General features: G+C 63.0%; 27 protein-coding genes. 14 read left to right on the top strand and 13 right to left on the bottom strand.

Going from position 1 to position 24,966, the window contains the following annotated elements; translation table 11 throughout:
- Positions 1 to 231 precede the first annotated feature (231 nt).
- The 3 genes from ACWJIO_RS07505 (at position 232) to ACWJIO_RS07495 (ending at position 3,455) form a co-directional block, all read left to right on the top strand.
- Positions 232 to 570: an RNA recognition motif domain-containing protein gene (locus tag ACWJIO_RS07505; RefSeq protein WP_480312504.1), complete on the top strand. Its 339-nt coding sequence runs from the start codon at positions 232 to 234 to the stop codon at positions 568 to 570.
- Between the two features lie 50 nt (positions 571 to 620).
- On the top strand, positions 621 to 2,459 hold the full coding sequence (locus ACWJIO_RS07500; RefSeq protein WP_480312502.1) for an ABC transporter ATP-binding protein: 1,839 nt from the start codon (positions 621 to 623) through the stop codon (positions 2,457 to 2,459).
- Positions 2,460 to 2,534: 75 nt separating this feature from the next.
- The gene (locus ACWJIO_RS07495) at positions 2,535 to 3,455 is read left to right on the top strand and encodes an LCP family protein (RefSeq protein ID WP_480312501.1); all 921 of its coding nucleotides are present in this window, start codon (positions 2,535 to 2,537) and stop codon (positions 3,453 to 3,455) included.
- Between the two features lie 31 nt (positions 3,456 to 3,486).
- On the opposite strand, the gene ACWJIO_RS07490 is transcribed toward ACWJIO_RS07495, so the two are convergent.
- The gene (locus ACWJIO_RS07490) at positions 3,487 to 4,536 is read right to left on the bottom strand and encodes an FAD-dependent oxidoreductase (protein WP_480312500.1); all 1,050 of its coding nucleotides are present in this window, start codon (positions 4,534 to 4,536) and stop codon (positions 3,487 to 3,489) included.
- 30 nt (positions 4,537 to 4,566) lie between these two features.
- Positions 4,567 to 5,133: a photosystem II reaction center PsbP gene (gene psbP / locus ACWJIO_RS07485; protein WP_186696887.1), complete on the bottom strand. Its 567-nt coding sequence runs from the start codon at positions 5,131 to 5,133 to the stop codon at positions 4,567 to 4,569.
- A 109-nt stretch (positions 5,134 to 5,242) separates the two neighbouring features.
- Between psbP and recR the strand changes: the two genes are divergently transcribed.
- Together recR and lipA are read left to right on the top strand one after the other, a co-directional pair.
- Positions 5,243 to 5,812: a recombination mediator RecR gene (gene recR / locus ACWJIO_RS07480; protein WP_480312798.1), complete on the top strand. Its 570-nt coding sequence runs from the start codon at positions 5,243 to 5,245 to the stop codon at positions 5,810 to 5,812.
- A gap of 10 nt (positions 5,813 to 5,822) precedes the next feature.
- The gene (gene lipA, locus ACWJIO_RS07475; protein ID WP_480312498.1) at positions 5,823 to 6,737 is read left to right on the top strand and encodes a lipoyl synthase; all 915 of its coding nucleotides are present in this window, start codon (positions 5,823 to 5,825) and stop codon (positions 6,735 to 6,737) included.
- An 18-nt stretch (positions 6,738 to 6,755) separates the two neighbouring features.
- Here lipA and gad read toward each other — a convergent pair whose 3' ends face one another.
- Together gad and ACWJIO_RS07465 are read right to left on the bottom strand one after the other, a co-directional pair.
- Positions 6,756 to 8,144, bottom strand: coding sequence for a glutamate decarboxylase (gene gad, locus ACWJIO_RS07470; RefSeq protein WP_480312496.1), 1,389 nt, complete (start codon positions 8,142 to 8,144; stop codon positions 6,756 to 6,758).
- Positions 8,145 to 8,200: 56 nt separating this feature from the next.
- Positions 8,201 to 9,190: a carbon-nitrogen hydrolase family protein gene (locus tag ACWJIO_RS07465; RefSeq protein WP_480312491.1), complete on the bottom strand. Its 990-nt coding sequence runs from the start codon at positions 9,188 to 9,190 to the stop codon at positions 8,201 to 8,203.
- A gap of 367 nt (positions 9,191 to 9,557) precedes the next feature.
- Here ACWJIO_RS07465 and ACWJIO_RS07460 point away from each other — a divergent pair, with 367 nt between their 5' ends.
- Complete coding sequence (locus tag ACWJIO_RS07460) at positions 9,558 to 10,052, top strand: globin domain-containing protein (protein WP_480312489.1); 495 nt, start codon at positions 9,558 to 9,560, stop codon at positions 10,050 to 10,052.
- A gap of 117 nt (positions 10,053 to 10,169) precedes the next feature.
- Here the strand turns inward: ACWJIO_RS07460 and corA are convergent, their stop codons facing one another.
- The 5 genes from corA to ACWJIO_RS07435 form a co-directional block, all read right to left on the bottom strand.
- Positions 10,170 to 11,321, bottom strand: a complete 1,152-nt coding sequence (gene corA / locus ACWJIO_RS07455; RefSeq protein ID WP_480312487.1) for a magnesium/cobalt transporter CorA — start codon at positions 11,319 to 11,321, stop codon at positions 10,170 to 10,172.
- Complete coding sequence (locus ACWJIO_RS07450) at positions 11,318 to 11,467, bottom strand: hypothetical protein (RefSeq protein WP_193913787.1); 150 nt, start codon at positions 11,465 to 11,467, stop codon at positions 11,318 to 11,320. The genes corA and ACWJIO_RS07450 overlap by 4 nt, the downstream gene beginning before the upstream one ends.
- A 109-nt stretch (positions 11,468 to 11,576) precedes the next feature.
- Positions 11,577 to 12,251 (bottom strand): Coq4 family protein, encoded by a 675-nt coding sequence (locus ACWJIO_RS07445; RefSeq protein WP_480312485.1) that lies wholly within the window; start codon positions 12,249 to 12,251, stop codon positions 11,577 to 11,579.
- A 20-nt stretch (positions 12,252 to 12,271) separates the two neighbouring features.
- A complete protein-coding gene (locus ACWJIO_RS07440; protein ID WP_193913785.1) occupies positions 12,272 to 12,877 on the bottom strand; it encodes a nitroreductase family protein in 606 nt (201 codons plus the stop codon).
- Between the two features lie 56 nt (positions 12,878 to 12,933).
- Positions 12,934 to 13,089, bottom strand: a complete 156-nt coding sequence (locus ACWJIO_RS07435) for a hypothetical protein (protein ID WP_186696894.1) — start codon at positions 13,087 to 13,089, stop codon at positions 12,934 to 12,936.
- 111 nt (positions 13,090 to 13,200) lie between these two features.
- On the opposite strand from ACWJIO_RS07435, the gene ACWJIO_RS07430 reads away from it, so the two are divergent.
- Positions 13,201 to 13,974: an alpha/beta hydrolase gene (locus ACWJIO_RS07430; protein WP_480312483.1), complete on the top strand. Its 774-nt coding sequence runs from the start codon at positions 13,201 to 13,203 to the stop codon at positions 13,972 to 13,974.
- On the opposite strand, the gene katG is transcribed toward ACWJIO_RS07430, so the two are convergent.
- Positions 13,958 to 16,177: a catalase/peroxidase HPI gene (katG, locus tag ACWJIO_RS07425; RefSeq protein ID WP_480312482.1), complete on the bottom strand. Its 2,220-nt coding sequence runs from the start codon at positions 16,175 to 16,177 to the stop codon at positions 13,958 to 13,960. The two genes, ACWJIO_RS07430 and katG, sit on opposite strands and share 17 nt — an antisense overlap.
- 759 nt (positions 16,178 to 16,936) lie before the next feature.
- Here katG and ACWJIO_RS07420 point away from each other — a divergent pair.
- From ACWJIO_RS07420 to ACWJIO_RS07400, 5 genes are all read left to right on the top strand, one after another.
- Entirely contained in the window at positions 16,937 to 17,650 is a 714-nt protein-coding gene (locus ACWJIO_RS07420) for a pirin family protein (protein WP_480312481.1), read from the top strand.
- Positions 17,651 to 17,663: 13 nt separating this feature from the next.
- A complete protein-coding gene (locus ACWJIO_RS07415; protein WP_480312797.1) occupies positions 17,664 to 18,602 on the top strand; it encodes a DUF5996 family protein in 939 nt (312 codons plus the stop codon).
- Positions 18,603 to 18,680: 78 nt separating this feature from the next.
- Positions 18,681 to 19,229 (top strand): GNAT family N-acetyltransferase, encoded by a 549-nt coding sequence (locus tag ACWJIO_RS07410; RefSeq protein WP_480312480.1) that lies wholly within the window; start codon positions 18,681 to 18,683, stop codon positions 19,227 to 19,229.
- Positions 19,230 to 19,316: 87 nt separating this feature from the next.
- A complete protein-coding gene (locus ACWJIO_RS07405) occupies positions 19,317 to 19,937 on the top strand; it encodes a LysE family translocator (protein WP_480312478.1) in 621 nt (206 codons plus the stop codon).
- Between the two features lie 113 nt (positions 19,938 to 20,050).
- A complete protein-coding gene (locus ACWJIO_RS07400; RefSeq protein ID WP_480312477.1) occupies positions 20,051 to 20,731 on the top strand; it encodes a class I SAM-dependent methyltransferase in 681 nt (226 codons plus the stop codon).
- A gap of 89 nt (positions 20,732 to 20,820) precedes the next feature.
- Here ACWJIO_RS07400 and ACWJIO_RS07395 read toward each other — a convergent pair whose 3' ends face one another.
- Positions 20,821 to 21,042, bottom strand: a complete 222-nt coding sequence (locus ACWJIO_RS07395) for a CDGSH iron-sulfur domain-containing protein (RefSeq protein WP_480312476.1) — start codon at positions 21,040 to 21,042, stop codon at positions 20,821 to 20,823.
- Positions 21,043 to 21,377: 335 nt separating this feature from the next.
- Positions 21,378 to 22,967: an alpha/beta hydrolase gene (locus tag ACWJIO_RS07390; RefSeq protein ID WP_480312474.1), complete on the bottom strand. Its 1,590-nt coding sequence runs from the start codon at positions 22,965 to 22,967 to the stop codon at positions 21,378 to 21,380.
- 476 nt (positions 22,968 to 23,443) lie between these two features.
- On the opposite strand from ACWJIO_RS07390, the gene ACWJIO_RS07385 reads away from it, so the two are divergent.
- Both ACWJIO_RS07385 and ACWJIO_RS07380 read left to right on the top strand, forming a co-directional pair.
- Positions 23,444 to 23,788 (top strand): winged helix-turn-helix transcriptional regulator, encoded by a 345-nt coding sequence (locus ACWJIO_RS07385; RefSeq protein WP_480312473.1) that lies wholly within the window; start codon positions 23,444 to 23,446, stop codon positions 23,786 to 23,788.
- 57 nt (positions 23,789 to 23,845) lie between these two features.
- Positions 23,846 to 24,184 (top strand): hypothetical protein, encoded by a 339-nt coding sequence (locus ACWJIO_RS07380; protein ID WP_480312472.1) that lies wholly within the window; start codon positions 23,846 to 23,848, stop codon positions 24,182 to 24,184.
- 44 nt (positions 24,185 to 24,228) lie between these two features.
- On the opposite strand, the gene ACWJIO_RS07375 is transcribed toward ACWJIO_RS07380, so the two are convergent.
- Positions 24,229 to 24,840 carry a cytochrome b gene (locus ACWJIO_RS07375; protein ID WP_480312470.1) on the bottom strand — a complete coding sequence of 204 codons (612 nt, stop codon included), beginning with the start codon at positions 24,838 to 24,840 and terminating at the stop codon, positions 24,229 to 24,231.
- Positions 24,841 to 24,966: the final 126 nt, after the last annotated feature.

Genomic DNA, 24,966 nt, shown 5'->3' with positions numbered 1-24,966 from the left:
GCTTCTACAGAGTCTCTTCAGGAACAGCTTCAAGGTTGTTGACACTCAACCCCTGTCGGTGCTGGGTGGCCAGGACTACGTCCGCCCGGGCAGCCGAGCCTCTCGCTCTGGTTTGCCCCCTAAATTGGCAGCGATTCCCACTGGCTCCGGAGGGGAGCGCTGCACCAGCACCAGCTGGCCGGCACCACCCCTTTCCGTCGCCAGGAATCCGTTCCAGGTTTTGCTTCATTCATGACCATCTACGTCGGCAACCTCTCCTTCCAGGCTGAACGCGAGGATCTGGTTGATCTCTTCGGCCAGTACGGGGAGGTGCGTCAGTGCAGCCTGCCGCTCGATCGCGAAACCGGTCGCAAGCGGGGCTTCGCCTTTGTGGAACTCGCCAGCGATGCCGAGGAACAGAAGGCCATCGACGACCTCCAGAACGTGGAGTGGATGGGGCGCATGATCCGCGTCAACAAGGCCACCCCCCGCGAAGGCGGTGGCGGTGGCGGTGGCCGCGGTGGCTACGGGGGCGGCAACCGCGATGGCGGCGGTGGCGGCGGCTATGGGGGCGGCGGCAACCGCTGGTGATCCCGGAAGGGGAGAGTGGGGCCTGCACGCCCCAGCCCCTCTCCCCTGCCATGTCGCCACCCCCCACAGCCCCCCCGACCAGCCATCACCCTGCCCAGCCCCCGGCCCTGCGGCGCCTGCTGGCGGCCCTGGGGCCCCACCGGCGTCTGGTGAGACTGGCCTCGGCCTGTTCGGTGCTCAACAAGCTGTTCGATCTGGCACCACCGGTGCTGATCGGCCTGGCGGTGGATGTGGTGGTGCGGCAGGACACCGCCTGGCTGAGCAGCTTCGGGGTCAGCAGCGTGGCTGGCCAGCTGGGTGTGCTGGCGCTGCTCTCCTTTCTGATCTGGAGCGCTGAGTCGCTGTTCGAATACCTCTACGGCGTGCTCTGGCGCAACCTGGCCCAGACCGTGCAGCACGAGCTGCGCCTCGAGGCCTACGACCATCTTCAGCAGCTGGAGATGGCCTACTTCGAAACCAGCAGCAGCGGCCGGCTGATGGCCGTGCTCAACGACGACATCAACCAGCTGGAGCGCTTCCTCGACCACGGCGCCAACGAGATCCTGCAGCTGCTCACCACCGTGCTGGCCGTCGGCGGCGCCATGGCCGTGCTCTCGCCCACGGTGGCGGGGCTGTCGTTCCTGCCGATCCCGGTGATCCTGTGGGGGTCGCTGCGGTTCCAGAAGCGGCTGGCACCGCGCTATGCCGCCGTGCGGCAGCAGGCCGGCGACCTGGCCAGCCAGCTCAGCACCAACCTGGGCGGCATGCTCACGATCAAGAGCTACACCGCCGAGGGCTGGGAGCTGGAGCGGTTGCGGCGGCAGAGCCAGGCCTACCGCCAGGCCAACCGCCGGGCAATCGGGCTCTCGGCGGCCTTCGTGCCGTTGATCCGCTACGCGATCCTGTTCGCCTTCATCGCCATCCTGGTGATCGGTGGCCTCCAGGCCGAGAGCGGCGCCATCGCCACGGGCACCTACGCCTTTCTGGTGTTCATCACCCAGCGCCTGCTCTGGCCGCTCACCACCCTGGGCCGCACCCTGGACGACTACCAGCGCGCGATGGCCTCCACCAACCGGGTGCTCGACCTGCTCGACACGCCGGTGGCGATCCACGGTGGTGAGCGCCCCCTGCCCGTGGAGCAGGTGCGGGGCGAGATCCGCTTCGACGCCGTGCAGTTCGGCTATGGGGGCCGCGAGCCCCTGCTGCAGGGGTTCGATCTGGCGATCCCCGCGGGCAGCACCCTCGGCATCGTGGGGGCCACCGGATCGGGCAAGAGCACGATCGTGAAGCTGCTGCTTCGGCTCTACGCGATCCAGGAGGGCGAGATCAGCCTGGACGGCATTCCGATCCGCACCCTGCGGCTCGATGACCTGCGCCAGGCCATCGGCCTGGTGAGCCAGGAGGTGTTCCTGTTCCATGGCACGGTGGCGGAAAACATCGCCTACGGCAGCTTCGAGGCCAGCCCCGAGGCGATCGAGGCCGCCGCCCGCCGCGCCGAAGCCGACGACTTCATCCGGGCCCTGCCCCAGGGCTACGCCACGGTGGTGGGCGAGCGAGGCCAACGCCTCTCCGGCGGCCAGCGCCAGCGCATCGCCCTGGCCCGCGCCATCCTCAAGGACCCGCCGGTGCTGGTGCTCGACGAGGCCACGGCCGCTGTGGACAACGAGACCGAGGCCGCCATCCAGCGCTCCCTGGAGCACCTCACGGCAGAGCGCACCACCCTGGTGATCGCCCACCGCCTCTCCACTGTGCGCCATGCCGATCGGATCGTGGTGATGGACCAGGGCCAGATTGTGGAGAGCGGGCGCCACGACCAGCTGATCCGTGCCGGCGGCGTCTACGCCAACCTCTGGCGGGTGCAGGCCGGCCTGCGCCGCGATGAACAGCTCGACGAGATGCTGAGGGCCTAGGCCGCCAAGGTGGCTGCCCGTCCAACCGGCTCAGCGGCAACCGTGCACCACGCCGCTGTGCAATAGCGTTTCTCCATGAAGACCAGCGAGGCCCGGCGGGCCCCCCATCAGCAGCCCCCCAAGCGGCGCCGGCGCGGGCCGGTGCTGCTGGCGATGCTGATCGGGCTGGGGGGCGGGCTGCTGGCGTCCATGCCGCTGGCGGACTGGTTGAGCGGCGCATCGTTGCCGGAGAACCCCCGCATCACCAATCCCTTTGCCGCCTGGAGCGGCATCGGCGACCAGAACATCCTCGTGCTGGGGACCGATGCCAGCGGCAGCAACACCGATGTGATCGCCACGCTGCGCATCAATGGTGGCATCACCAGCATCATCCAGGTGCCCCGCGACACGTACATCGACGCGGACGGGTACCGCCCCACCAAGATCAATGCGCTCTACTCACTCGGGGGCACCGACCTGCTGGAGCGGGAACTCTCCCTCAAGATGGGGCGGCCGATCACCCACCACGTGGTGGTGAATCTGAACGCCATCCGCCGCATCTCCGACGCCCTCGGCGGCATCGACGTGGATGTGCCGAAGCGGATGCGCTACACGGACAGAAGCCAGGGGCTCTCGATCGATCTCCAGCCCGGACCCCAGCGGCTCAAGGGCAACGACCTGGAGGGCTTCCTGCGCTTTCGCCATGACGAATGGGGCGACATCGGCCGCATCGAGCGGCAGCAGCTGGCCCTCAAGGCCCTGTTCCGCAAGCTCACCCGGCCTGAAAACCTGGTGCGGCTGCCGATGCTGCTCGCCGCCGGTGGCAACGACGTGAAGACCAACCTGGGACCGATGGAACTGGGGGGCCTGATCACCGCCATGGGCACCACCGAACTCAAGACGGAGCGCCTGGGGGGACGGCCCTTCATGCTCGATGGCATCAGCTACTGGGAGGCCGACTGGCCCAGGCCCGCCGGTGACGGCGACGGCAGCTTCGACAACAACTACGTCTACTGAGGGTTGCCCCCTCTGACTGAGGCTGACTCGGTTACTGAACCGAATCGGCCGCGGCGGCAGCGATGGCCTGGGCCAGGCGCAGCGCCTGCTGGGGCACCTGGCTGAAGGCCGCCGAGAAGCCGCTCAACACCCACAGCCCCGGCGCCCCGCCCACCGGGCCCACCAGCGGCGTGGCCGTTGGGGAGAAGGTCACCGGCACCTGGCGGTAGCGGGCGGTGGCCCCAGCCAGGGAGGGGCTCAGGCCGCTCAGCCCCTGGCGCAGGCGCTCCTCCATCGCCGCCGGATCCGGCAGCTGCGCCCCGGGCGCCTGCGCACCCACCGCAGCTTCCGCACCCACAAGGCTGATCTGGCCGGCCAGCCAGCGATCCGCGCTCAGCACCAGGCCAGCATCCACCACCCAGGCCACTGGCCCTGGGGCGAACGCCTGGCGTTCCAGGGCAGGCCGCTGAAAGCGCCGCGGCACCGTCAGTTCAGCCGGCCAGCAGAGGCCCCGGGGCGGGGCTTCGGCGAGCTCCAGCACCCCCGCCCAGCTGGTCTGCAGGCCTGGTGCAAGAGCAGGCCAGAGCTGGCGGCAGCCGGCACCGGCGGCCAGCACCACCTGGGCGGCCTCCAGCCCAGGATCAGCAGCTGAGCCCCTGGCGCCACCACCAGCGCCCGGGGGCGGCTCCAACGCCAGCCGCCAGCCCCCCGGGCCGTTCTGCAGCGGGCCCCGCACCTGACCCCGGAGCACCTGCACCCCTGCGGCAGCCAGGGCGGCGGGCAGGGCGGCCAGGAACAGCGGGGCCTCCACCTGGGCGGCGGGCAGGGGCAGGCGATCCAGCCAGGGAAAGGAACCTGCGGGTTCAGCGGCGCTGTGCAGCCGCAGCCAGCGGCAGCGCAGCCCCAGGGGGCCATGGCGGAGTTGCAGCCGCAGCCAGGGCAGGGCGGCCGGCAGGGGCATCAGGCCGTAGCTCAGCTCTGTGGCGGCGGGCTCAGTCCCCTCCACCAGCACCACCTCCAGCCCCAGCGCCGCCAGCTCCAGGGCCACCAGCCCGCCGCAGAGGCCGCCCCCCACCACCAACACAGCGGCAGCCATCGCCATGGCCCGGGCCAGCGCCCCTCCCGCTCCGGCTCAGACCAGCAGCGTGAAGGAGGTCACCACCTGGTGGAACAGCTCGTTCACCTTGTCCCAGCGCGCCTCATTGGTGCTGGCCGCGAAGGTGTACAGGCGCCCCCGGTCCACCACCACCGTGGCGAACTCGTGGCGATCGCGGTCGTCGAGGTGCACGGCGTACTCGAGGTCGTAGAAGGTGCGGCCGTCCTGCTGGCGCTCATCGGCCTGGAGCAGCTCCGCCTGGCGACCACTGCCCTCGGTGGCGATCACGGCCCGGCGCAGCTGCTCCCCCACGGCCACCGCACTGCCCAGGCTGGTGAGGTCGCTCTCGGGGGTCACCTCGGAGATCACCAGGCTGAGGGTCTCATCGCTGTTGATCAGGTCGTGGAACACCACCTGGGGGCCGCCGCTCACCTGCACCCGCACCCAGCCGGTGGGATAGAGGAAGGCAAAGCGGCCGTCGGGGTTCTGGAAGCGGTTCAGCCCCGCTGAAGCGGCACTGCAGCCCACCAGCGCCACGGCCAGCAGCAGGGCCAGGGCCCCCCGCACGAGGGGTCGCGGCAGCAGGGCGGAGGGGCTGGTCATGGCAGGGAGAGGGGGACCGGTGGCGCCATTCTGCTGCGAGCGCCGGCCCGCCTACATTCAGCCCATCTGCGGCGGTTCGCTGAGCGGCTTCACGCGCCCGTTGGCCCGGCTGATCGACCAGTTCGAGCGGCTGCCCGGCATCGGCCCCCGCACGGCCCAGCGGCTGGCCCTGCACCTGCTGCGCCAGCCGGAGGAGCAGATCCGCAGCTTCGCCGACGCCCTGCTGGCGGCCCGCAGCCAGGTGGGCCAGTGCCAGCGGTGCTTTCACCTCTCGGCTGAGCCCCTGTGCGAGATCTGCCGCAATGAGGAGCGCCGCAACGGCCAGCTCTGTGTGGTGGCCGACTCCCGCGACCTGCTGGCCATGGAACGCACCCGGGAGTTCCGGGGCAGCTATCACGTGCTGGGCGGCCTGATCTCGCCCATGGACGGGATCGGCCCGGAGCTGCTGCAGATCGGGCCGCTGGTGCAGCGGGTGGCCGATGAGGGCATCGAGGAGATGATCCTGGCCCTCACCCCCAGCGTGGAGGGAGACACCACCAGCCTCTACCTGGCCAGACTGCTCAAACCCTTCACCACCGTGACCCGCATCGCCTACGGCCTGCCCGTGGGCAGTGAGCTGGAGTACGCCGACGAGGTGACCCTGGCCCGGGCCTTCGAGGGGCGGCGGCGGATGGAATGAACGACCAGCCATGAGCCAGACCTCCACCAGCCGGTACAGCAGCATCGCCCCGGCCGAACGGCTGCCCGCCTGGCTGCGGCGGCCGATCGGCGAGGCCTCCGCCCTGGAATCGGTGCAGGGGGTGGTGAAGCAGCAGCGGCTGCACACCATCTGTGAGGAGGGCCGCTGCCCCAACCGGGGCGAGTGCTATGCCGCCGGCACGGCCACCTTTCTGCTGGGCGGTCCGATCTGCACCCGCAGCTGCGCCTTCTGCCAGGTGGACAAAGGCCGGGCGCCGCTGCCCGTGGACGGGGCCGAGGCCGAGCGGGTGGCGGAGGCCGTGGCCACGCTGCAGCTGCGCTATGTGGTGCTCACCGCCGTGGCCAGGGACGATCTGGCCGACCACGGCGCCAGCCTGTTCACCGCCACCATGACCGCGATCCGGCGCCGCAGCCCCGCCGTAGCGATTGAAGTGCTCACCCCCGATTTCTGGGGCGGCCTGGCCGATCCCGAGGCGGCCCTGGCCGCCCAGCGCCAGCGGCTGGCCACGGTGCTGGCGGCGACGCCGGTGTGCTTCAACCACAACCTCGAAACCGTGGAGCGGCTGCAGGGGGAGGTGCGCCGCGGCGCCACCTACCGCCGCTCTCTGGGACTGCTGGCCGCAGCCCGGGAGCTGGCCCCCGCCATCCCCACCAAGAGCGGCCTGATGCTGGGGCTGGGGGAGAGCGAGCAGGAGGTGGTGGAGACCCTGCGCGATCTGCGGGCAGTGGACTGCCAGCGCCTCACCCTGGGCCAGTACCTGCGCCCCTCCCTGGCCCACCTGCCGGTGGCGCGCTACTGGACTCCGGACGCGTTCGAGCGCCTCGGTGCCCTGGCCCGGGAGCTGGGCTTCGTCCAGGTGCGCAGCGGGCCGCTGGTGCGCAGCAGCTACCACGCCGGCGACTGATCCGCGGCCAGACACCACCTAGAGATGGTTGTAGGAGGCCGCCTCGGCAGCCGAGAGGGGCACGCTGATCGGGTGCTGCTCGAAGTGGTCGATCGCCTGACGGATGTCCTGCAGCAGCAGATCGGCCATGTCGCGGCTGAAGCCGCGCCGCACCATGATCCGCTGGAAGGCCTGGCTGGCGAGGGCGCCGGTGAAGGGGTAGGCGGGCACCTGCCAGCCCCTGCTGCGCAGGCGGTCGGCGAGGTCGTAGAGGCTGAAGCCCGGATCAGTGCCCGGCTGCAGCTGCCACACCACGGCCGGGATCCCCTTGGCGGGGTCGCCGTCGTGCAGCACCGAGAACAGCGGCAGCCTGGCCAGCTCGGCGGCGAGATAGCGGGCCACCTGGTAGGCCACGCCATGGGTGAGGCGGTAGCCCTCCCGGCCCAGGCGCACGAAGGTGTAGTACTGGGCGATCACCTGGCCGGCCGGCCGCGAGAAGTTGATCTGAAAGGTGGGCATGTCGCCCCCCAGATAGGACACGCTGAAGACCAGCTCGCGGGGCAGATCACTGGCCTGGCGCCACAGCACCCAGCCCACCCCCAGGGGGGCCAGGCCGTACTTGTGGCCCGAGGCATTGATCGACTTCACCCGTTCGAGGCGGAAGTCCCAGGGGGGCAGATCCGGGGCGGTGAACGGGGCCAGAAAGCCGCCGCTGGCGGCGTCCACATGGATCGGCACGTCCAGGCCGGTGCGGGCCTGGAGGTCGTCGAGAGCGGCACTGATGGCCGCCACATCCTCGTAGAGGCCGTGATACGTGACGCCGAGGGTGGGCACCACCATGATCGTGTTCTCATCCACCTGGGCCAGCACATCCGCCGGTGTGATGCAGAGACGGCCCGGCGTCATGGTGATCTCGCGCAGCTCAATGTCCCAGTAACGGGCGAACTTGTGCCAGCAGATCTGCACGCTGCCGCACACCATGTTGGGCTTGTCGGCCGACAGACCCGCCGCCTGCCGCGCCGCCCGCCAGCGCCACTTGGCCGCCATGCCGCCGAGCATGGCCGCCTCGCTGCTGCCGATGGTGGAGCAGCCGGTGGCGCCGGCAGGGGCATGCCAGAGGTCGGCCAGCAGGCTGACGCAGCGGCGTTCCAGTTCGGCGGTCTGGGGGTATTCGTCCTTGTCGATCAGGTTCTTGTCGAGGCCCAGATCCATCAGGGCGTGGACTTCGGGCTCCTCGCAGGTCTGGCAGAAGGTGGCCAGGTTCTGCTTGCTGTTGCCATCGAGCAGCAGCTCCTCCGTGAGGATGGCGGCGGTGAGAGCGGGCTCCTGGCCCTCGGCGGGGAACAGGTCCAGCGGCAGTGGCCGCACCAGCAGCTCGGCCTCCTGCTGATCGCGTTGGCTGGTGGCGCCGGTGAGGTGCAGGGCCATGGGCGGCTTGAGGGGGCCAGGGCCCTCACCGTATGCACGCGGCGCGAGATCGTCCGTCAGCCGGCGGGGGCCTGCAGCGGGCCGTAGAGGTCCGGGCGGCGGTCGGCCCGGTAGGTGGTGCCCTCCGGGTGCGGCGCGCGGAACTCAGCGGGGATCAGGTCGGCGAGCAGCAGGGTGGGGCGGTTCTGGGCGGCCAGCAGCAGGGCGCCATCGGGGCCGCAGATGACGCTGTTGCCCAGGTAATGGGCCCAGGGCTCCCCCTCCACCAGCTCAAGGCCGCAGCGGTTGGCGTAGGCCACAAAGCAGCCGTTCTCGAAGGCATGGGCCGGCAGCAGGTTGCGCGACACATCGGGGTAGGGGTGATCAGTGCGGCGGCCGTCGCTGAGGCGCACCCAGATGTCGGCGGCGGTGGGGATCAGCACCAGGCTGGCGCCGGCCAGGGCCAGCAGGCGCGTGAGCTCCGGGAACTCGGCCTCGTAGCAGTTGAGCAGGCCCACGCCGACACCGTTGACGGCGTGCACGGTGAAGGGCTCGCCCTCCTCGGCCAGCCTGTAGCCCTCACTCCAGAACAGCCGTTCATCCGGTCCCCAGAGGTGGGTCTTGCGGTAGTTCTTGAGCAGGCTGCCGTCGGCGGCCACCAGGGCAATGGCGTCGTAGAAGCGCTCCTGGCCGCCCACCAGGGCCCGCTCGGCGTAGGGGCAGGCGATGGCCATGCCGTGGCGGCGGGCGCAGGCCGCCACCCGCTCCAGGCCGGGACCATCCACCGGCTCCGCCAGCCGGCGCACCCGCTCCGGATCGCTGGCATAGCCGCTGAGAAACAGCTCGGGGAAGGCCAGCAACTGGGTGCCCAAGGTGGCGGCCTCAGCGGCTACCTGCTCCAGGCGCAGCAGGTTTGCCTCCACCGCCTCTGGGGTTCCCGCCGTCCCCTCCCCCTGCCAGAGAGCGAGCCGCAGCCCCTCGCCAGGGGCGGGCGGCGTGGGCAGGAGCCGGCTCAGCAGCAGTGGCGGCAGCACGCTGAAGGGGGGTTCGGTGGAGTGGGGGAGCACAGCGGCGGCTGCGGGAGGTCACGGCCCAGGAGTCTGGGGCCCGTGCAGCGCGATCGCTTCGACCACTGCACTGGGGCGATCTCGATCCTGCAGGAGCAAAAGACGCCCACGCCATCGCCGTCAACCAACAGCATCGTCAGGAGGTTCGGCTGATCCAGCGGATCCAGCAGGGCCTGCACCTGATGGGCCTCTGCGCAGAGAGCGGGGCGGGATCGTCAGCGCAGTGTGGTGTCCCAGGCAGCCTGCGACCGAGCGGGAGGGCCTCCATTGGTCTCCGGCGTCTTGGTCTGCGCACAGCGCTTTGATCACTCTTCAGTCCCTAGCCAGAAGCTTCGGCGTAGGGTGAGCTATTACCAACGCATAGAACATGACGATAGGGATCTCTCAGAAGACGATCGACATTGTCAAGGCCACTGCTCCGGTGGTGAAGGAGCACGGTGAGAAGATCACCTCTCGCATGTATGAAATCGCTTTTTCGGAGCGGCCTGACTACAAACTTGGCTTTGAGAGCACCTGGATGGTTGATGCCCATGGCAACGGGCAGGCCAAGAAGCTGGCTTCATCCGTTTATGCCTATGCAACCCATATTGACCGGCTTGACGAACTTGCAAATGCGGTTGATGCCATTGCCCACCGGCATGTTGCCTGTCGAATACTGCCTGAACAGTACCCCCTGATTGGAGAAAAACTGCTCCAGGCCATGAAAGAGGTTCTGGGTGATGCCGCAACCGATGACGTGATGGCGGCATGGACAGAAGCCTACGGCGCTCTGGCAGCGATACTCATTGATGCAGAGGCAAGTCTGTATAAGCAGAACGACACTGACCTGGTCGAAAAGCTCGGCACAAGCACCCCCTCGTAGAGCGGACAACGGGGAAGGCCCTTGCGTCGCAAGCCAGGTGCAGCTGAGCAGAAGCCAGATGGGAGTGGGTTGGGAAACCCACTCCCTCAGTGGCTGTCGCCTAGGTGCTGAGGAGCGCTAACGACCCAAGCGCCCGTCGCGCTCCGATCCACCACGCTGGGCCGGCCAGCCGCGCTGGGCCGTCCAGTCCTCGAACCAGCCGCGCCGCCACAGCCAGTAGCACTGCAGCATGGCAATCAAGGCCATGAACGCCAGGGCCATGGGGTAGCCGTAGGTCCACTTGAGCTCGGGCATCCGCTCGAAGTTCATGCCGTAGATGCCGGCTAAAAGGGTGAGGGGAGCAAAGATGGTCGACACGATGGTGAGCGTTTTCATCACCTGGTTCATGCGACTTCCCATGCTGGCCATGTAGGCGTCGGTCACGGCATCGCACTGGTGCCGCAACAGTTCCACGTGTTCAAAGATCAGCGCCACCTGCTGATCCATATCCCGGAAACCGCTGAGCGCCTCGCCGCCGAGCAGGCGATGGTTCTGGCGCAGCAGGATCATGATCTGGGGCCTCAGGGGCCACACCTGGCTGCGGATCTGCCTCAGGGTGGCGCGCACCTGGTAGGTGCGGTTCAGCAGGCTCGGCCTGGGGTTGCGCAGGGCTGCCTCCTCCATGCCATCCAGCAGATCGGCCAGTTCCTCCAGCATCGGGAAGAGCTCATCGAGCAGCTCATCAATCAGGAAGTGCAGCAGATCATCGAGATCCTCCTGGCCGGGCGGCGGCCTCAGCCCCAGCAGCCAACGGCTGAGGCGGGGGAAGGCCTCCGGCTTGGGGGCTTCCTCGAGGCTGAGCAGCAGGTTGGGCAGCAGCAGCAGACCCACCTGCTCGGAGATCAGCCGCGCCGGCGTTCGCGAGAAGCTGAGGCGGTGCATCACCACCAGCACCACGTCCTCCACCGCATCGAGGCGGGTGCGCTGGGGCGTGTCGATCAAGGGGGCGTGCAGCAGTTCAGGAACGCTCACCCGTGTCAGCACCTCGCTCACGAGCGCCGCATCGGCCTGGCCCTGCAGGCGCAACCAGCAGGGCATGCCCGTGGCCAGCAGGGCATCGAGATCGTCGAGGCTGTCGAGGCGCTGCTCCACGGCCCCATCGGGTGTGAACAGCAGGGCCGAGAGGCTGGTGGGCGGCTGGCCGCCGTGCACGAACAGGGGCCCGGGAAGCTCGCCCGGCCGCTCCTGCAGCCGGCGGGACACGAGCGAGCCCGGGGCCAGACGGATCATTCAGCGCTTCTCGCCAGGGGCGGAGCGCAGGGGGGCAGCGCCGGGCTGAGCCGGCCCTCCAGGGCCATCCCCGTGCCGAGGAAGGCGGCCTGCAGCAACAGACAGCAGCCGATCTGGCGGCGCTGAGCCCAGAGCAGCACGGCCATGGTGGGGGTACGGCGGGGCCACCCAGTTCATCGCCCCGGCGGCTGGGGGGCTGTCGCCGGGGCGACGCTTGGAGGGATCGCGGCATACACGGGCGCTGGCCTGACCATCTCAGGCACCGGCCGCCGGCAGTCCGAGCTCCTGGCGCCAGGCCAGCAGGGGCCGCTCCCAGCCCTCCTCCAGTTTGGCGGCCACCACCAGGCGGGCGGCCAGGCCCATCGAAAAACCGTGGCTGAGGGCCCGCAGCAGGGGCTCAAGCGGCTCATCCTCCTGGAGCACATTGAGCAGACCGCCGAAGATCAGCATCACTGCCAGGGGGGAGCGCACCTGGGCCAGGTTGAAGGCCTGCAGGCCCAGTTCCCCGGGCCCGTCCACGCCGAACCCGGTGAGCACGTGCACGATGTCGTGGGTCTCGCGCAGCCGGTGGGTGATGTACTGCTGCGGCGAGGTGATCGGCGTGGGATCGATCAGGCTCTCCGCCGTCAGACCCTGGCCGCGCAGGTGCTGGGCGTAGGCATGGCCCAGGCTGCCTGCGGGCAGCGCCAGCAACTGATCGAGATCCACCGGGGCGGGCCGCCAGCCGCCTTCCACCAGGGCGGCCATCCCCGGGTGCTCCAGCAGATGGCGCTGCATCTGGGTGGCGAGGGGACTGCCCTGCAGATGGCGGGCAATGGCGAACACGTTGTCGAGCTCGCCTGGATGGTTGAGGAACTGACCGAGGCTGGCCACCAACCGCAACGACTCCAACCGTTGCTTCAGCTGCTGCATCATCGCGGCCGTGCCCATCGAATCAAGCCCAGCATGGATCAGAAGTGGTTCTCCACCACCAGCTCTTCCAGAGGCACCTGACCGGGCTTGGGCCAGGGCTCCTTGGTGCCCTTGCCGATGGCCACCAGCGGACCCATCACATGGTCGGAAGGCAGCTGGATCAGCTGGGCCAGCTGTTCGATCTCGAAGCCGATCATCGGGCAGCTCTGATAGCCCATGCCGGTGGCGGCCAGCATCATGGTCTGCATCGCCATGCCGATCGAGCGCTGGGCCTCATCGCGCTGCAGCCACTCGCGGCCTGCGTGGAAGGGGCCCATCCAGCCCACCAGCAGCTCAGCCACCTCCTGGGGTGCATTGACCCAGTAGCGCTCGGGGTTCTTGGCAAAGGCCCTGGTGTCGGCCGTGAACAGCACCAGCAGGGAGGCGTCGGTGATCTGGGCCTGGTCGTTGCCCAGCTCGGTGCGGATGCGGGCGCGCAGCTCGGGATCCCGCAGGATCACAAAGCGCCAGTGCTGGATGTTGAAGCTGGTGGGGGCCTGGATGGTGGCCTCCAGCAGGCGGCGCTCCTCCGCAGGCGTCAGCCGGTGGCTGGGATCGAACTGCTTGACGGAGCGCCGGCTGACGATGGCCTCGAACACATCCATGGGGATCTGGCTGCCTGAAAGGCGGTAGTTGGGGGCAACTTAGGGACCAGGGGCCTTCAGGGCAGCGTGAAGCCGGAGGTGTTGAGGTGCTTGAGGTCGAGCATCACAACGGTGGACCACACCACCACGGCCAGGCCCGCCAGCACGCCAAGCACCACCAGGGCACTGATCAGGCGCGATCGGAGGGAGGGGTCGGAGTTCGTCTCGGCCATGGGGCACACCAGCAGAACGCCAGTGTGGCACTGCCCTGCAGGCCCCGGTGCTGGCTGGCCACGGGGTGCTGATGGGGATGATGGCGGGGCACCGGCGCGATGAGGCCGCTCTTGGCAGGGACTTCCCCCCTCGGCGTGCTGCTGCTGCATGGCTTCAGCGGGGGACCCAGCACCTTCACGAGCCTGGAGCAGGCCCTGCGGCGGCTTGGCCTGACCGTGGCCGTCCCACGCCTGCGGGGTCATGCGGAAGCGTCACCCCAGGCCCTGGCCGGCATCACCTGGGCCGACTGGCTCGCGGATGCCACCAGCGCCCTGGCGACCCTGCGGGCCGAGCTTGGGGCTGGCGCCGAAAACGGCAGCGTGATCGTGGTGGGCCACAGCATGGGGGCCCTGCTGGCGCTGCTGCTGGCGGCCGAGCAGCCCGGGGCGATCGACAGCCTGGTGCTGGTGGCCACACCGCTGCAGCTGGGTTCTCCCCTGGCTCCGGGGCGGCCGCTGGGGGGGCTGGTGCCGCTGCTCGGCCGACTGCTGCGCCGCTGGCCCCTGCCGAAGGATTACGTCGATGCGGCCCTGGCCGCCAGCGACCCCAGCTATCCCTGGGTGCCGATGGATGCCCTGCTCTCTTTCCTGGAGCTGATTGGGGTGGCCCGGCGGCGACTCCCCGAGGTGATGCAGCCAGCCCTGATCCTGCACAGCACGGCCGACCGGGTGGTGGCGCCCGCGGCGGCCAACCTGCTGGCCGCCGAGATCGGCAGCCACAGCAGCGAGGTGCGCACGGCCTGGTTCGAGCGCAGCGGCCATGAGCTGTTCCGCGACGTGGAGCAGGCCGCCGTGATCGACGCGGTGGTGGCGTTTGTGAGCGAGCGGATCAGGCTGGCGAGCTGAGGTTGAAACAACCGAGCTCCATCACCTTGGCCCAGGCCGCCACAAAATCGGCCGCGAAGCGGGCAGCGCCATCGGCCTGGGCGTAGACCTCGGCGATGGCCCGCAGCTGGGCATTGGAGCCGAACACCAGGTCCACCCGGGTGGCGGTCCAGCGCAGCGCACCGCTGGCGCGGTCGCGGCCTTCAAAGTGGTCGGGGAGGCTGCTGTCTGCGGCCTCGGGGCTGGGGGTCCAGACCGTGGCCATGTCGAGCAGGTTCACGAAGAAGTCGTTGCTGAGGGTGCCGACCCGGTGGGTGAACACCCCATGGCTGGAGCCGCCCGCATTGGCGCCCAGCACCCGCAGGCCCCCCACCAGCACCGTGAGCTCGGGGGCGCTGAGGCTGAGCAGCTGGGCCCGGTCGATCAGCAGTTCCTCGGCGCGCACCGCAAAGGCCTGCTTCTGGACGTTGCGGAAGCCGTCGGCCTGGGGCTCCAGCACCGCGAAGGAGGCGGCATCGGTCTGCTCCTGGGAGGCATCGGTGCGGCCCGGCCGGAACGGCACCTGCAGCGGCTGGCCGGCCGCGCTGGCCGCCGCCTCCACGGCAGCCGATCCGGCCAGCACGATCAGATCGGCCATGGACACGCGGGTGCCATCGCTCTGGGCGGCATTGAAGCCCTGCTGGATGCCCTCCAGCACCGAGAGCACCCGCGCCAACTGCTCGGGCTGGTTCACCTCCCAGCTGTTCTGGGGATCCAGGCGCAGGCGGGCGCCGTTGCTGCCGCCGCGCTTGTCGGAGCCGCGGAAGGTGGAGGCGGAGGCCCAGGCGGTGGCCACCAGCTCAGACAGCGTGAGCCGTGAGGCCAGCACCAGAGCCTTGAGCTCGGCGATCGCGGCGGCACCGATGAGGGGATGGTCCACGGCGGGCACCGGGTCCTGCCAGATCAGGTCTTCGGCGGGAACATCGGGGCCGAGGTAGAGAGCCTTGGGCCCCATGTCGCGGTGGGTGAGCTTGAACCAGGCGCGGGCAAAGGTGTCGGCGAAGGCCTGCTGGTCGGCGTGGAAGCGCCGGGAGATCGGCTCGTAGATCGGATCGAAACGCAGCGACAGATCGGCGGTGGTCATCATCGGCCGGTGGCGCTTGCCGGGGTCGTGGGCGTCGGGAATCAGGTGCTCCTCGCGCACATCCCTGGCGCGCCACTGCCAGGCACCGGCCGGACTCTTCTCCAGCTCCCACTCGTAGCCGAACAGCATCTCGAAGTAGCCCCGGTCCCAGGTGGTGGGGTTGGGCTTCCAGGCGCCCTCGATGCCGCTGGTGGTGGCATCGAGGCCCTTGCCCGTGCCGAAGCGGTTGTGCCAGCCCAGCCCCTGCTCCTGCAAGGTGGCGCCCTCCGGAGCCGGGCCCACCAGCTCGGGATCACCGGCGCCGTGGGCCTTGCCGAAGGTGTGGCCGCCCGCCACCAGGGCCACGGTTTCCTCGTCGTTCATGGCCATGCGGGCGAAGGTCTCGCGCACATCGCGGCCAGAGGCCACCGGGTCGGGCTCGCCGTTGGGGCCTTCCGGGTTCACGTAGATCAGCCCCATCTGCACCGCAGCCAGGGGGTTTTCGAGGTCGCGGTCGCCGCTGTGGCGCTCATCCCCCATCCAGCTGGTCTCGCGGCCCCAGTAGATGTCTTCCTCCGGCTGCCATACGTCCACGCGGCCGCCACCGAAGCCGAAGGTGGGAAAGCCCATCGATTCGAGGGCACAGTTGCCGGCCAGGATGATCAGATCGGCCCAGGAGAGGCTGGTTCCGTACTTCTGCTTGATCGGCCAGAGCAGCCGCCGGGCCTTGTCGAGGTTGCCGTTGTCGGGCCAGCTGTTGATCGGCGCAAAGCGCTGGTTGCCGGTGCCACCGCCGCCACGGCCATCGCCGGTGCGGTAGGTGCCAGCGCTGTGCCAGGCCATGCGGATGAACAGGCCGCCGTAGTGGCCCCAGTCCGCCGGCCACCAGTCCTGGGAGTCGGTCATCAGGACATGGAGATCCCGCTTCACGGCGGCGAGATCCAGCTCGCTGAAGGCCTGGGCGTAGTTGAAGTGCGCCCCGAGCGGGTTGGAGGCTGGCGCGTGCTGGTGAAGGATGGCCAGATTGAGTTGATGGGGCCACCAATGGCGGTTGGCCTGGTCGCCCGCCGTGGTTGGGGCCCCGGAGCGGCCCGCGAAGGGGCACTGGCTGATGGCCGTCATCGGCAAACTCCGGGGGAATGGGGTGGGCGGGGGCCTATGGGGAAGGTAGAGAGCAGGGGGGCGGGAAGGCTGTGGGGCTTTACAAGGCTTACGGGCTTCTGGGTTGGGGCCACGGAAGCGGGAATTAACCGGAAGGGTGGGATTTGACTGACCGATGCGGTAAACCTCAGGGGAATAGCCCCGATGGATAAGGTATTGACTGGATCGGGTTTGATCCGGTTTCTTCAGAGAGCAGGTTCTCTGTAGCAGCTTGAACAGCGCATTACCGGGTCCGCATCAACTTCTCAGACCTGCGAGGCTGAGCCAAGAAAACCTGCCGTGGCAAGGCCTGGGGTTCGCTGCCGCAAGGTGACGCAGTGGTTATCCTGGCAAGGGCAGAGCTTGGGGGGTGGTTACCGGACCCGCCCAATCAGCTTAGACCGTGTTTTTACGGTTGTTCAGGATGCCTAGGATATCTGCACGGCTAAGCAACAGCAAGCTCGAGCCGACACCGCCTGCTAGCCGCACCGCCGTTCTTGACGAACGGCGGTGCGGCTCAGCTAATCGTTAGCCTTTTGATTGTTTCACAGCTTCAGAGCCTCATTGATTTGGCAGTGAGGCACCCAAGCCCTTCAGGAAACGATTCAGATTCATGAATTTTCCGCCAGAATCCGCAAGCCACTGACTTAGTCTATCTACAGTGGAGTGGATGCTGGAGTCTGTTGCCAATCTAGGCATTTGCCGAGTTCTGCCATGTCCAATGTCTCAAGGAGTTAATAAATGGTCAACGCTTCCGTTCATACCGTTCATGATCGCAGTTTGCGAGGACAGACCATACTTGGTTGGCTTGACAGCCGCCATACGTTTTCGTTTGGTGACTTCCAAGATCCTGATCGCATGGGATTTCGTTCACTGCGGGTGATTAACGATGATCGCGTGATTCCAGGGGCTGGGTTTGGTACGCATGGACATCGTGATATGGAAATACTTACCTATGTGTTAGAGGGAGAGCTAGCCCACAAAGATAGCCTAGGAAATGGCTCTGTGATACGCCCCGGCGAAGTTCAAATCATGAGCGCAGGTACAGGGATTCACCACAGCGAATTTAATAACTCAGAATCAGAGCCTGTGCATTTTTTACAGGTTTGGATGCTGCCAAATCGACAAAGTATCACCCCTCGTTACGATCAACGCGACTTCCCTTTTGCAGAAAAGCAAGGCAAGCTACGCTTGGTTGCTTCAATGGACGGACGAGATGACTCGGTTGTCATTCATCAAAATATTGACCTTTATGTTTCAATCCTGTCATCGGGTGATCGCATTACGTTTGAGATGGAGAGTAGTCGCTTTGCCTGGATTCAAGTTGCACGTGGGATCGCGACGCTCAGTGGCGAATCACTGCGAGAGGGCGATGGAGTACAAATCAATCACCCAGAACTGCTAGAATTAACGACAGAAGCCAGTGCTGAAATATTGTTATTCGACCTTGCCTAGCACACCTTTTGATATGGCTTCTAATCTACCCTCTTCAACCTTACTGCCCAGCTTGCCTTTAGGAGAATGGCAAGACACATATGCCACCGTGCACCTGTGGACTCAGATCGTTGGCAAGATTCGGCTGACGCTCATGCCCAAAATCAATCACTGGTGGCAATCGACCCTCTATGTGACCTCGCGTGGGCTGACCACTGGCACGATTCCCTACAAAACTCGTACCTTTGAAATGCGGTTCGATTTTATCGATCACCAGTTGCGCATTGAAACCAGTGACGGGGCAACCCAAAACATTGAATTGGTGCCGCAATCGGTCGCCGATTTTTACCAGGCGGTGATAGCAGCATTGAATGTGATCGACGTCGACGTTTCGATTTGGACGATGCCTCAAGAGATAGACAATCCCATCCGCTTCAACCAAGACAATCAGCATGCTGCCTATGATTCAGAATACGTCCAGCGCTTTTGGCAGATTCTAGTTCAGGTTGATCGAATCCTGACAGTTTTCAGATCAAGATTTATCGGGAAGTCTAGTCCGGTGCATTTTTTCTGGGGTAGCTTCGATCTGGCAGTCACACGGTTCTCTGGTCGATCTGCGCCTCCACATCCTGGCGGAGTTCCTGGAATGGCGGATTGGGTTACACGAGAAGCTTACTCTCATGAGGTCAGCAGTTGTGGGTTTTGGCCCGGTGGTGGATCAGTCTCGGAACCAGTGTTTTATTCTTATGCTTACCCTGCGCCAGAAGGATTTCAAGAATATCCTGTGCAACCTAAAGAGGCATTCTATAGCTTAGAAATGGAAGAGTTTATCCTTCCCTATGAAGCGATGAGACAAGCTGACGATCCAGATGCGGTGCTTTTTGCGTTTCTCCAAAGCACTTATGAAGCAGCGGCAAATCTAGGGCATTGGGATCGAGCAGCACTGGAGCGTATTCCAACGATACAAGCCTAACCAATCGCTGGAGCGGACGGCCTAGAGATATTGGCGCTGAGTTCGAGATGATCTACCGCCGCTCAGCTATGCCGTTAAATGGAGGCGGCACGGATGAAAATGCCAACTAGAATCAGAACCCAACGACTATCCCTTCGGAAGCATGAGATCAAGGACCTCGAAGCCTTTCAAGCCTTCTTGAGCGTCCCAGTAGCATCGCGCTACATGGCATTCACGCCCGAACAGAAGACGCAGGCAGGGGCACGTCAAATGCTGGAGTATGTTATTGGCTCGTATCAGACGGCCACTCCGATATGCTCATTGACGATTGCCGATCCGACGACGGATCAATATCTGGGCTCATGTGGGGCGAACCCGGACGGGAAAGATCTCGAAGTCTATTACACGGTCATGCCGGAGCATCAGGGCAAAGGTTATGCAACAGAAGCGGCCAGAGCACTGCTTAACTACCTCAGCGCGACCACGGAGTCGAGGCTGATTGCCTACGTCATTTCAGAGAATGTACCCTCGGTTCGCGTTGCTGAACGACTTGGCTTAATCGATGCGGGACCCATTCGACGAAAAGCGGTAACCGGAGATCAAGAACACGAAACACTTTCGGGTCGGAAGTACGTACTACCAAAATGACTTCCGGCTATGAAGTCTCTCCACACGACTGCATGCCGCAACTGGTGCGCCCTTGCCACTGGTCAATAAGAATAGACGCGAGACTCTATGACACTTGTCGAATCAATCACCCTGTTTGGAATCATGGTCTTGCTCGCCGCATTACCAAGTTCCAGTGTTGCTTTGGTGGTTGCTCGTGCAGCCACTTTTGGCCCAGCCAATGGAATTGCGGTGGGCATTGGCATCGTCCTCGGCGATCTTCTCTTTGTGGCACTTGCCATAGCAGGAATGTCTGCAGCAGCAGAAATGTTCGGCGGCTTTTTCGTCATAGTTAAAGTTCTCGCTGGGCTCTATTTAATCTGGCTTGGAATAAGACTATTGACTTCGAACTCCGCTCCGCCGAGAGTGCCTCCTGAATCGCACCAGGGGAAAAGTCTGGCCGCTAGTCTGATTGCTGGTTTTGCTTTAACTCTCGGAGACATCAAAGCGATTCTATTTTATGCGAGCCTCCTACCAGCATTTGTCGACTTAGCCGTCATCAGCATCCAGGAGATCCTAACAATAGTCGCAATTACCATAATAAGCGTGGGTGGTGTCAAAGTTGCTTATGCATTGCTAGGCGCAAGGCTTGCCAGTATCGCAGGCCGCAACAGGTTTACTGGCATTTATCGCAAAACCATTGGTAGCATCATGATTGGCGCAGGAGGCTTCTTAATCATTAGAATCTAGCATCTCCATTTCGGTTGTACGAGCCGATGCCCCTCTACCACATACCAAATTACCGTATCACTTATGACTGGCGTTAATCACTGTATATCTTTGAATTCTCGATCAGCCTTGTGATGAACAAATATTCTGATCAATCAGACGACCTAATGCAGAGCTGGATCGTGAATGCCGATCGATGGACAAACATCATCCGTGGTAGCGGCATCGAAAGCCGCCGACTCGTGACAGATCAAGCTATCGTTGACGCCGTCCTCGCTCAACAGCCAACGCGAGTACTCGACCTGGGCTGTGGTGAAGGTTGGTTGGTTCGGAGGCTTTCTCTAAAGGGAGTTGAAGCTGTTGGAGTTGATGGTTCACCCAGCCTCATTGAAGCGGCTCAGTCTGCGGGAGGTGGCATTTTTCACGTTTGCACATACTTCGAATTAGCCAATAATTCTAGCCTTGCTGGCAATGGTTTCGATGTGATCTCAGCCAACTTTTCCATACTCCACCAGGAGGCTGCTGCGCTATTGAACACCCTTAGACAGTTACTCGTACCACGAGGCAGAATCGTACTGCAGACACTACATCCCTGGTCAGTGGCCGATGCATCTTGCGATGGCTGGCGCGAAGAGAGTTTTCACGATTTCGAGGGCTCCTGGCTGCCCATGCCTTGGTACTTTCGCACTCTTGGCTCCTGGGTCAATCTATTTCGTGATTGCAGTTACACGATCGTGGACCTCATGGAACCTCTCCACCCAGACAAGCAAGTGCCGATGTCTCTAGTGATCATCGCAGAGTCCAACGATCACTAACTCACCGTTCAGGTTCAGAATCGCGTCGTGGACATGGTGACTTGAACCAGATAAACTGGCATAGCTATGGGGAGACGAGGAGTGAAAGATCAGCCCTTAAGGTGACTGCCATCACAGTAGGGAGAGGTCTTTGTGGCCCCACAGGAGCAAAGATACACTGTCTTCTCGGCATCCAAGACGAGGACTGCAGGCCTAAACTCAGTGCCTTGGTGCGATCCATCGCAGAATCGCCCATTCTGAGTGTTACCACACGTGCACAAAGCATGGGTACCGCTTGGCAGATCAAGGGAAACAGGAGTGGGTTGAGACATAGAACTGACTTCAGATTAGGCAGAAGGATCAAGCCTATGGCTGTCACCTCCTAGAGTGAATTGTGATAGAAGATGATGACAGTGTCAATAACGTACTACCATGAAACCAACTATCCCGTCAGTAACCAAGGATGTATTCGTGGCATGCCCTAGGCCAAGCGAACCTACAACCGGCAGCGAGCCCGAGAGTTAAGGAGATGAATTAGCGAGATTCCAAGAGGAGTTAAATGAAAGATGGTCGCCATCAGAACTACCAGCAAAGAGGGCAGACTTCGAGCATCAACCGACTTAGTCTCGAAACAGATCTGGTGATCAGCGAACAAGCTTGCGTGCGTCTATTCCAATAGACGTTCTAACTGGCCAAGGGTGCTCATGCCAGAGAGATAGAGTTCGTAGGGCGATTGGCTGATGCTCCTGGCGTAAGTGCCTTTCAGATTAGATTCGAAACCAAGTTCATCTCCAAGATATCGGCCAAAAAATGCCAAGGAGAGAGCTTGATCATACTTAACCAATGCCGATGGTGCTGGACTGATCAACATTGACATGATGTCCTTGATGCCTCCGCCCCTGGATTCACCGACCACATGGGTCACAGCTTCAGCCATAGCCAGATACCGAGATTGGCTAGACACCCACTGGAAGGCAGGAACCTGCTCAATCAAGGCTGGGGTCACAATGTCCTCAGCACTGGCAGCCAGGAGAACTGGAATCTTGATTCTCTTTATCCCATTTTGACCAAAGATGCTGCTGTTGAGAGGATTGATGGCAAGCACCGCACTCACTCGCTCATCTCGTAACTGATCGTTAAGGTGTGGCAAGGACAGGGCTCGGCACTGGAGCAAAAGGGACAGGTTAAGAGAGGTTGTCAACCGATCACAATCATGGACCAATTGAGCCCGATCAAAATTGGCTCCCGCGAGGGCCAATGCGGTGTAGCCTCCGAATGAGTTACCAAAAACACCAACCCGATCAGTCATGATCTGGGAATGGACAGTGCTATTCTCTATCTGCTCAAGTTGATTCAAAATGAACGTGACATCCCTAGGGCGATCAATGAACTCACCAACGTCGAACACACTGGACCACTGCCCTTCGATGAACTGGTGCATACGGATGGAGTCACTACCCGGGTGCTGAATGGCTGCCACCGCATAGCCATGGGAAGCCATGTGCTGAGCCACATAACCGTAGTACTGGCGATTCGAACCCAGCCCATGGGAAATAATGATTAACTTCAGGGCTGGATGGTCTTGAATGACTTCTGGCAGGATCAGGTCCACATCAAGGCTTCTGTCCCTGGCCTTGTCAAAGAAGCGCAGCGTTCTCGTCGTCGTAGCGAAAGAGCCTGAAGCCAGTAGATCCTGAGCAGGTGTCTCCGGCAGATCACCCGGCGGATAGCCCTCTCGCATCACCCTGATGACATCATTGGTCCTATGCTTGAGATGCAAGAGCTTTGAGAATAGCTCCAAGGCATGGTCAGCATCAACTTGAATTTCCTCGCCAGGGAAATCCTTAACTAGTGACAATAGTGAGACGGAGTTTGCCCTAGCCGAGCTGGCCACAAGGGCTTGTTGAATGGATCTGGAGCCATTCTCTCCTGTTTCAGTTTGGAAGATTTCGCCAAGCCACCGGAACAAGTCTTGAAGCATTGGCTCTCTTAGCACAGTGGCGACTTCTGAGGCACTGATTGAGTAAGGAGTGGCCAGGTTCTTTTTGATCGATTGATGGAGCCCGCCACCGAGCAGGCTGGCCAATTGAAACAGATCATGACCTGTGGGCTGACCCTCTGCATAGTTCTGAAGCTCTCGTACTGAGATCCTGAAGACGTGGGGTGATAGCTTGATACTGATTCGCTCAGCTGATATCGCAGGGCTCGATAGGATAAGCAGACTGGTTAAACCACTTAGGAGCGACTTGAGACTCATGACCTATACTGTTTGTCAATGGAATGAATTGGTCTTGAGAGCCACACTTCTAAGGCAGATATGAAAGCTAGCCTAAGACCAGATGCTTAAGACAAAGGCTCCGGGGTTAAAGTGATGCTTGGATGTTTTAAGAATCAGCCAAGGCGTCTTTGCTCAGAGTTTGAGACATGGCTCGATTTGCTGGAGTCAGGAGATTTGTGCTTACCGAGACCTTGGGATTCCGATTTGCATGGTTGAATGGATAAATACAGCGCTTTCGCAAGAACGACTACTTTTCGTGGGCCGCCATTGCAAGGAGGGACAATGATTGTCAGCCCAGGCCGATGGGGCAGGCTGTGATCAAGAACAAGGATAAACTGTGTCGAGAAGTTGGCTGTCTGCTCCCTCACCTCTATGGGTAGAATGCAAGCTTGGAACAACAGGTATCAGCATGTCAAGATCACACCTCCAGGAAATCTACTATCCGTCTGGTAACCATGGATGAACCTCAGGGATTTCTGGATTCCCATGACCACAACAACTGTCCGGCAAAGCTGGCTTTAGAGGTCATGCAAGGCCGCTGGAAGATTCCTGTGCTGAGGGAACTTGCCGATGGTACCCAGCGTTTCTCCGAACTCAGCCGCTCACTCCATGGGATCAGCCCCAAGGTTCTGAGCAGCACGCTACGCGAACTAGAAGGCAACGGGGTGGTAATACGCACTGTCGTCCAAAGCATGCCCTTGAGGGTGGACTACCAGCTCAGCACCAGGGGACTGGCCCTGATTCCTCTGCTGGAAGGCCTGCATGCCTGGGGGCTGCCAGAACCGGCTCCTGATACCTGAGAAGAATTCGTTTCCTCTCATCTGAGTGCTTCATTCTTCAGTCTGCATGATTCTCCGATGACAAGCTTTCGTGCCCTGCTGATTGTCCTCTGGATCACTCTGGTTGCCTACACAGCAGCCGTGATCGGGAGCCATGGGCTGGGCCTATTTCAGGTCTTCTTTACTGACATCCGCCACCTCGACTGGCCTGGACAATTCGATCTGGACTTCATGATGATGCTTATCATCAGCTCCCTCTGGGTGGCCTGGCGGCATCAGTTCTCACCGGCAGGTCTGGGGCTTGCGCTGCTTGCCCTCGTGGGTGGGAGTCTTTTCTTGAGCACTTACTTGTTGGCACTCAGCTGGCGCTGTGACGGGGAGATGAGCCGCGTTGTTCTTGGTAGCCGAAAACCATGAAGCTCTCCGGTTGACGCTCTTTTCGTGCTAGGCCAGTTAGTCAATCAGCGATGTTTATCCGTGCCACCTGTAGAGCGGTGCATCCCTGCTCTCAAGCTCATGAATGCCAAGAAACGCCGCCAGTAAGCCCTGACGCTCTTCCATTGCATGACGGCATGCAAGATGATGAAGCCTAGGAATATATAGGCAAGCCAGAAATGCAAACTTCGACCATATTCAACCATGGCCTTGTCCTCGGGGAAAAGATCGGGAACGGGTAGGCCTAAGAACTTAACATTGTTCGCCTTGAAGGAATTTGAGAAGAGAAGGCCAGCTACAGGCACGGACACCATAAATGAATACAAGCTTGCATGCAACACCGCACTCTGCCACCACTTCGTGGTTCTCTTGGGCCATCGAATGCTGTACTTTTTCCACCAGACTTGCAGCAGCACAATGACTCTCCAACTCAGCAACGCCAGAGCGAGCACTCCAATGGACTTATGTACGTCATACAGACCGCCTCTGAAGAATACTTGGCGGTCTAGCCGGGCCATGAAGGCTCCACCCACAAAGAGGACTAAGTAGCACAGTGCCATCCACCAGTGAATCGACATCAGCCGCTGGAAAGACGTTGTGAGCCTTCGCTTGTTGATGTTACCTGAGATTTCGGTCACAGGGTTTCCGATTCAATGGATTAAGTGTGATGGAAAGCAGCCTCAACGGCAAGCACATACCTTCTGGTTCGTAGGTATCCGGGCGGTAACTCTTACCCGCTTACCCTGGCTCGGTTGTCTCTCCAG

Source organism: Paraciimarium castrense LEGE 11436, assembly GCF_056633055.1.
This window is presented reverse-complemented; position numbering and strand designations above follow the sequence as displayed.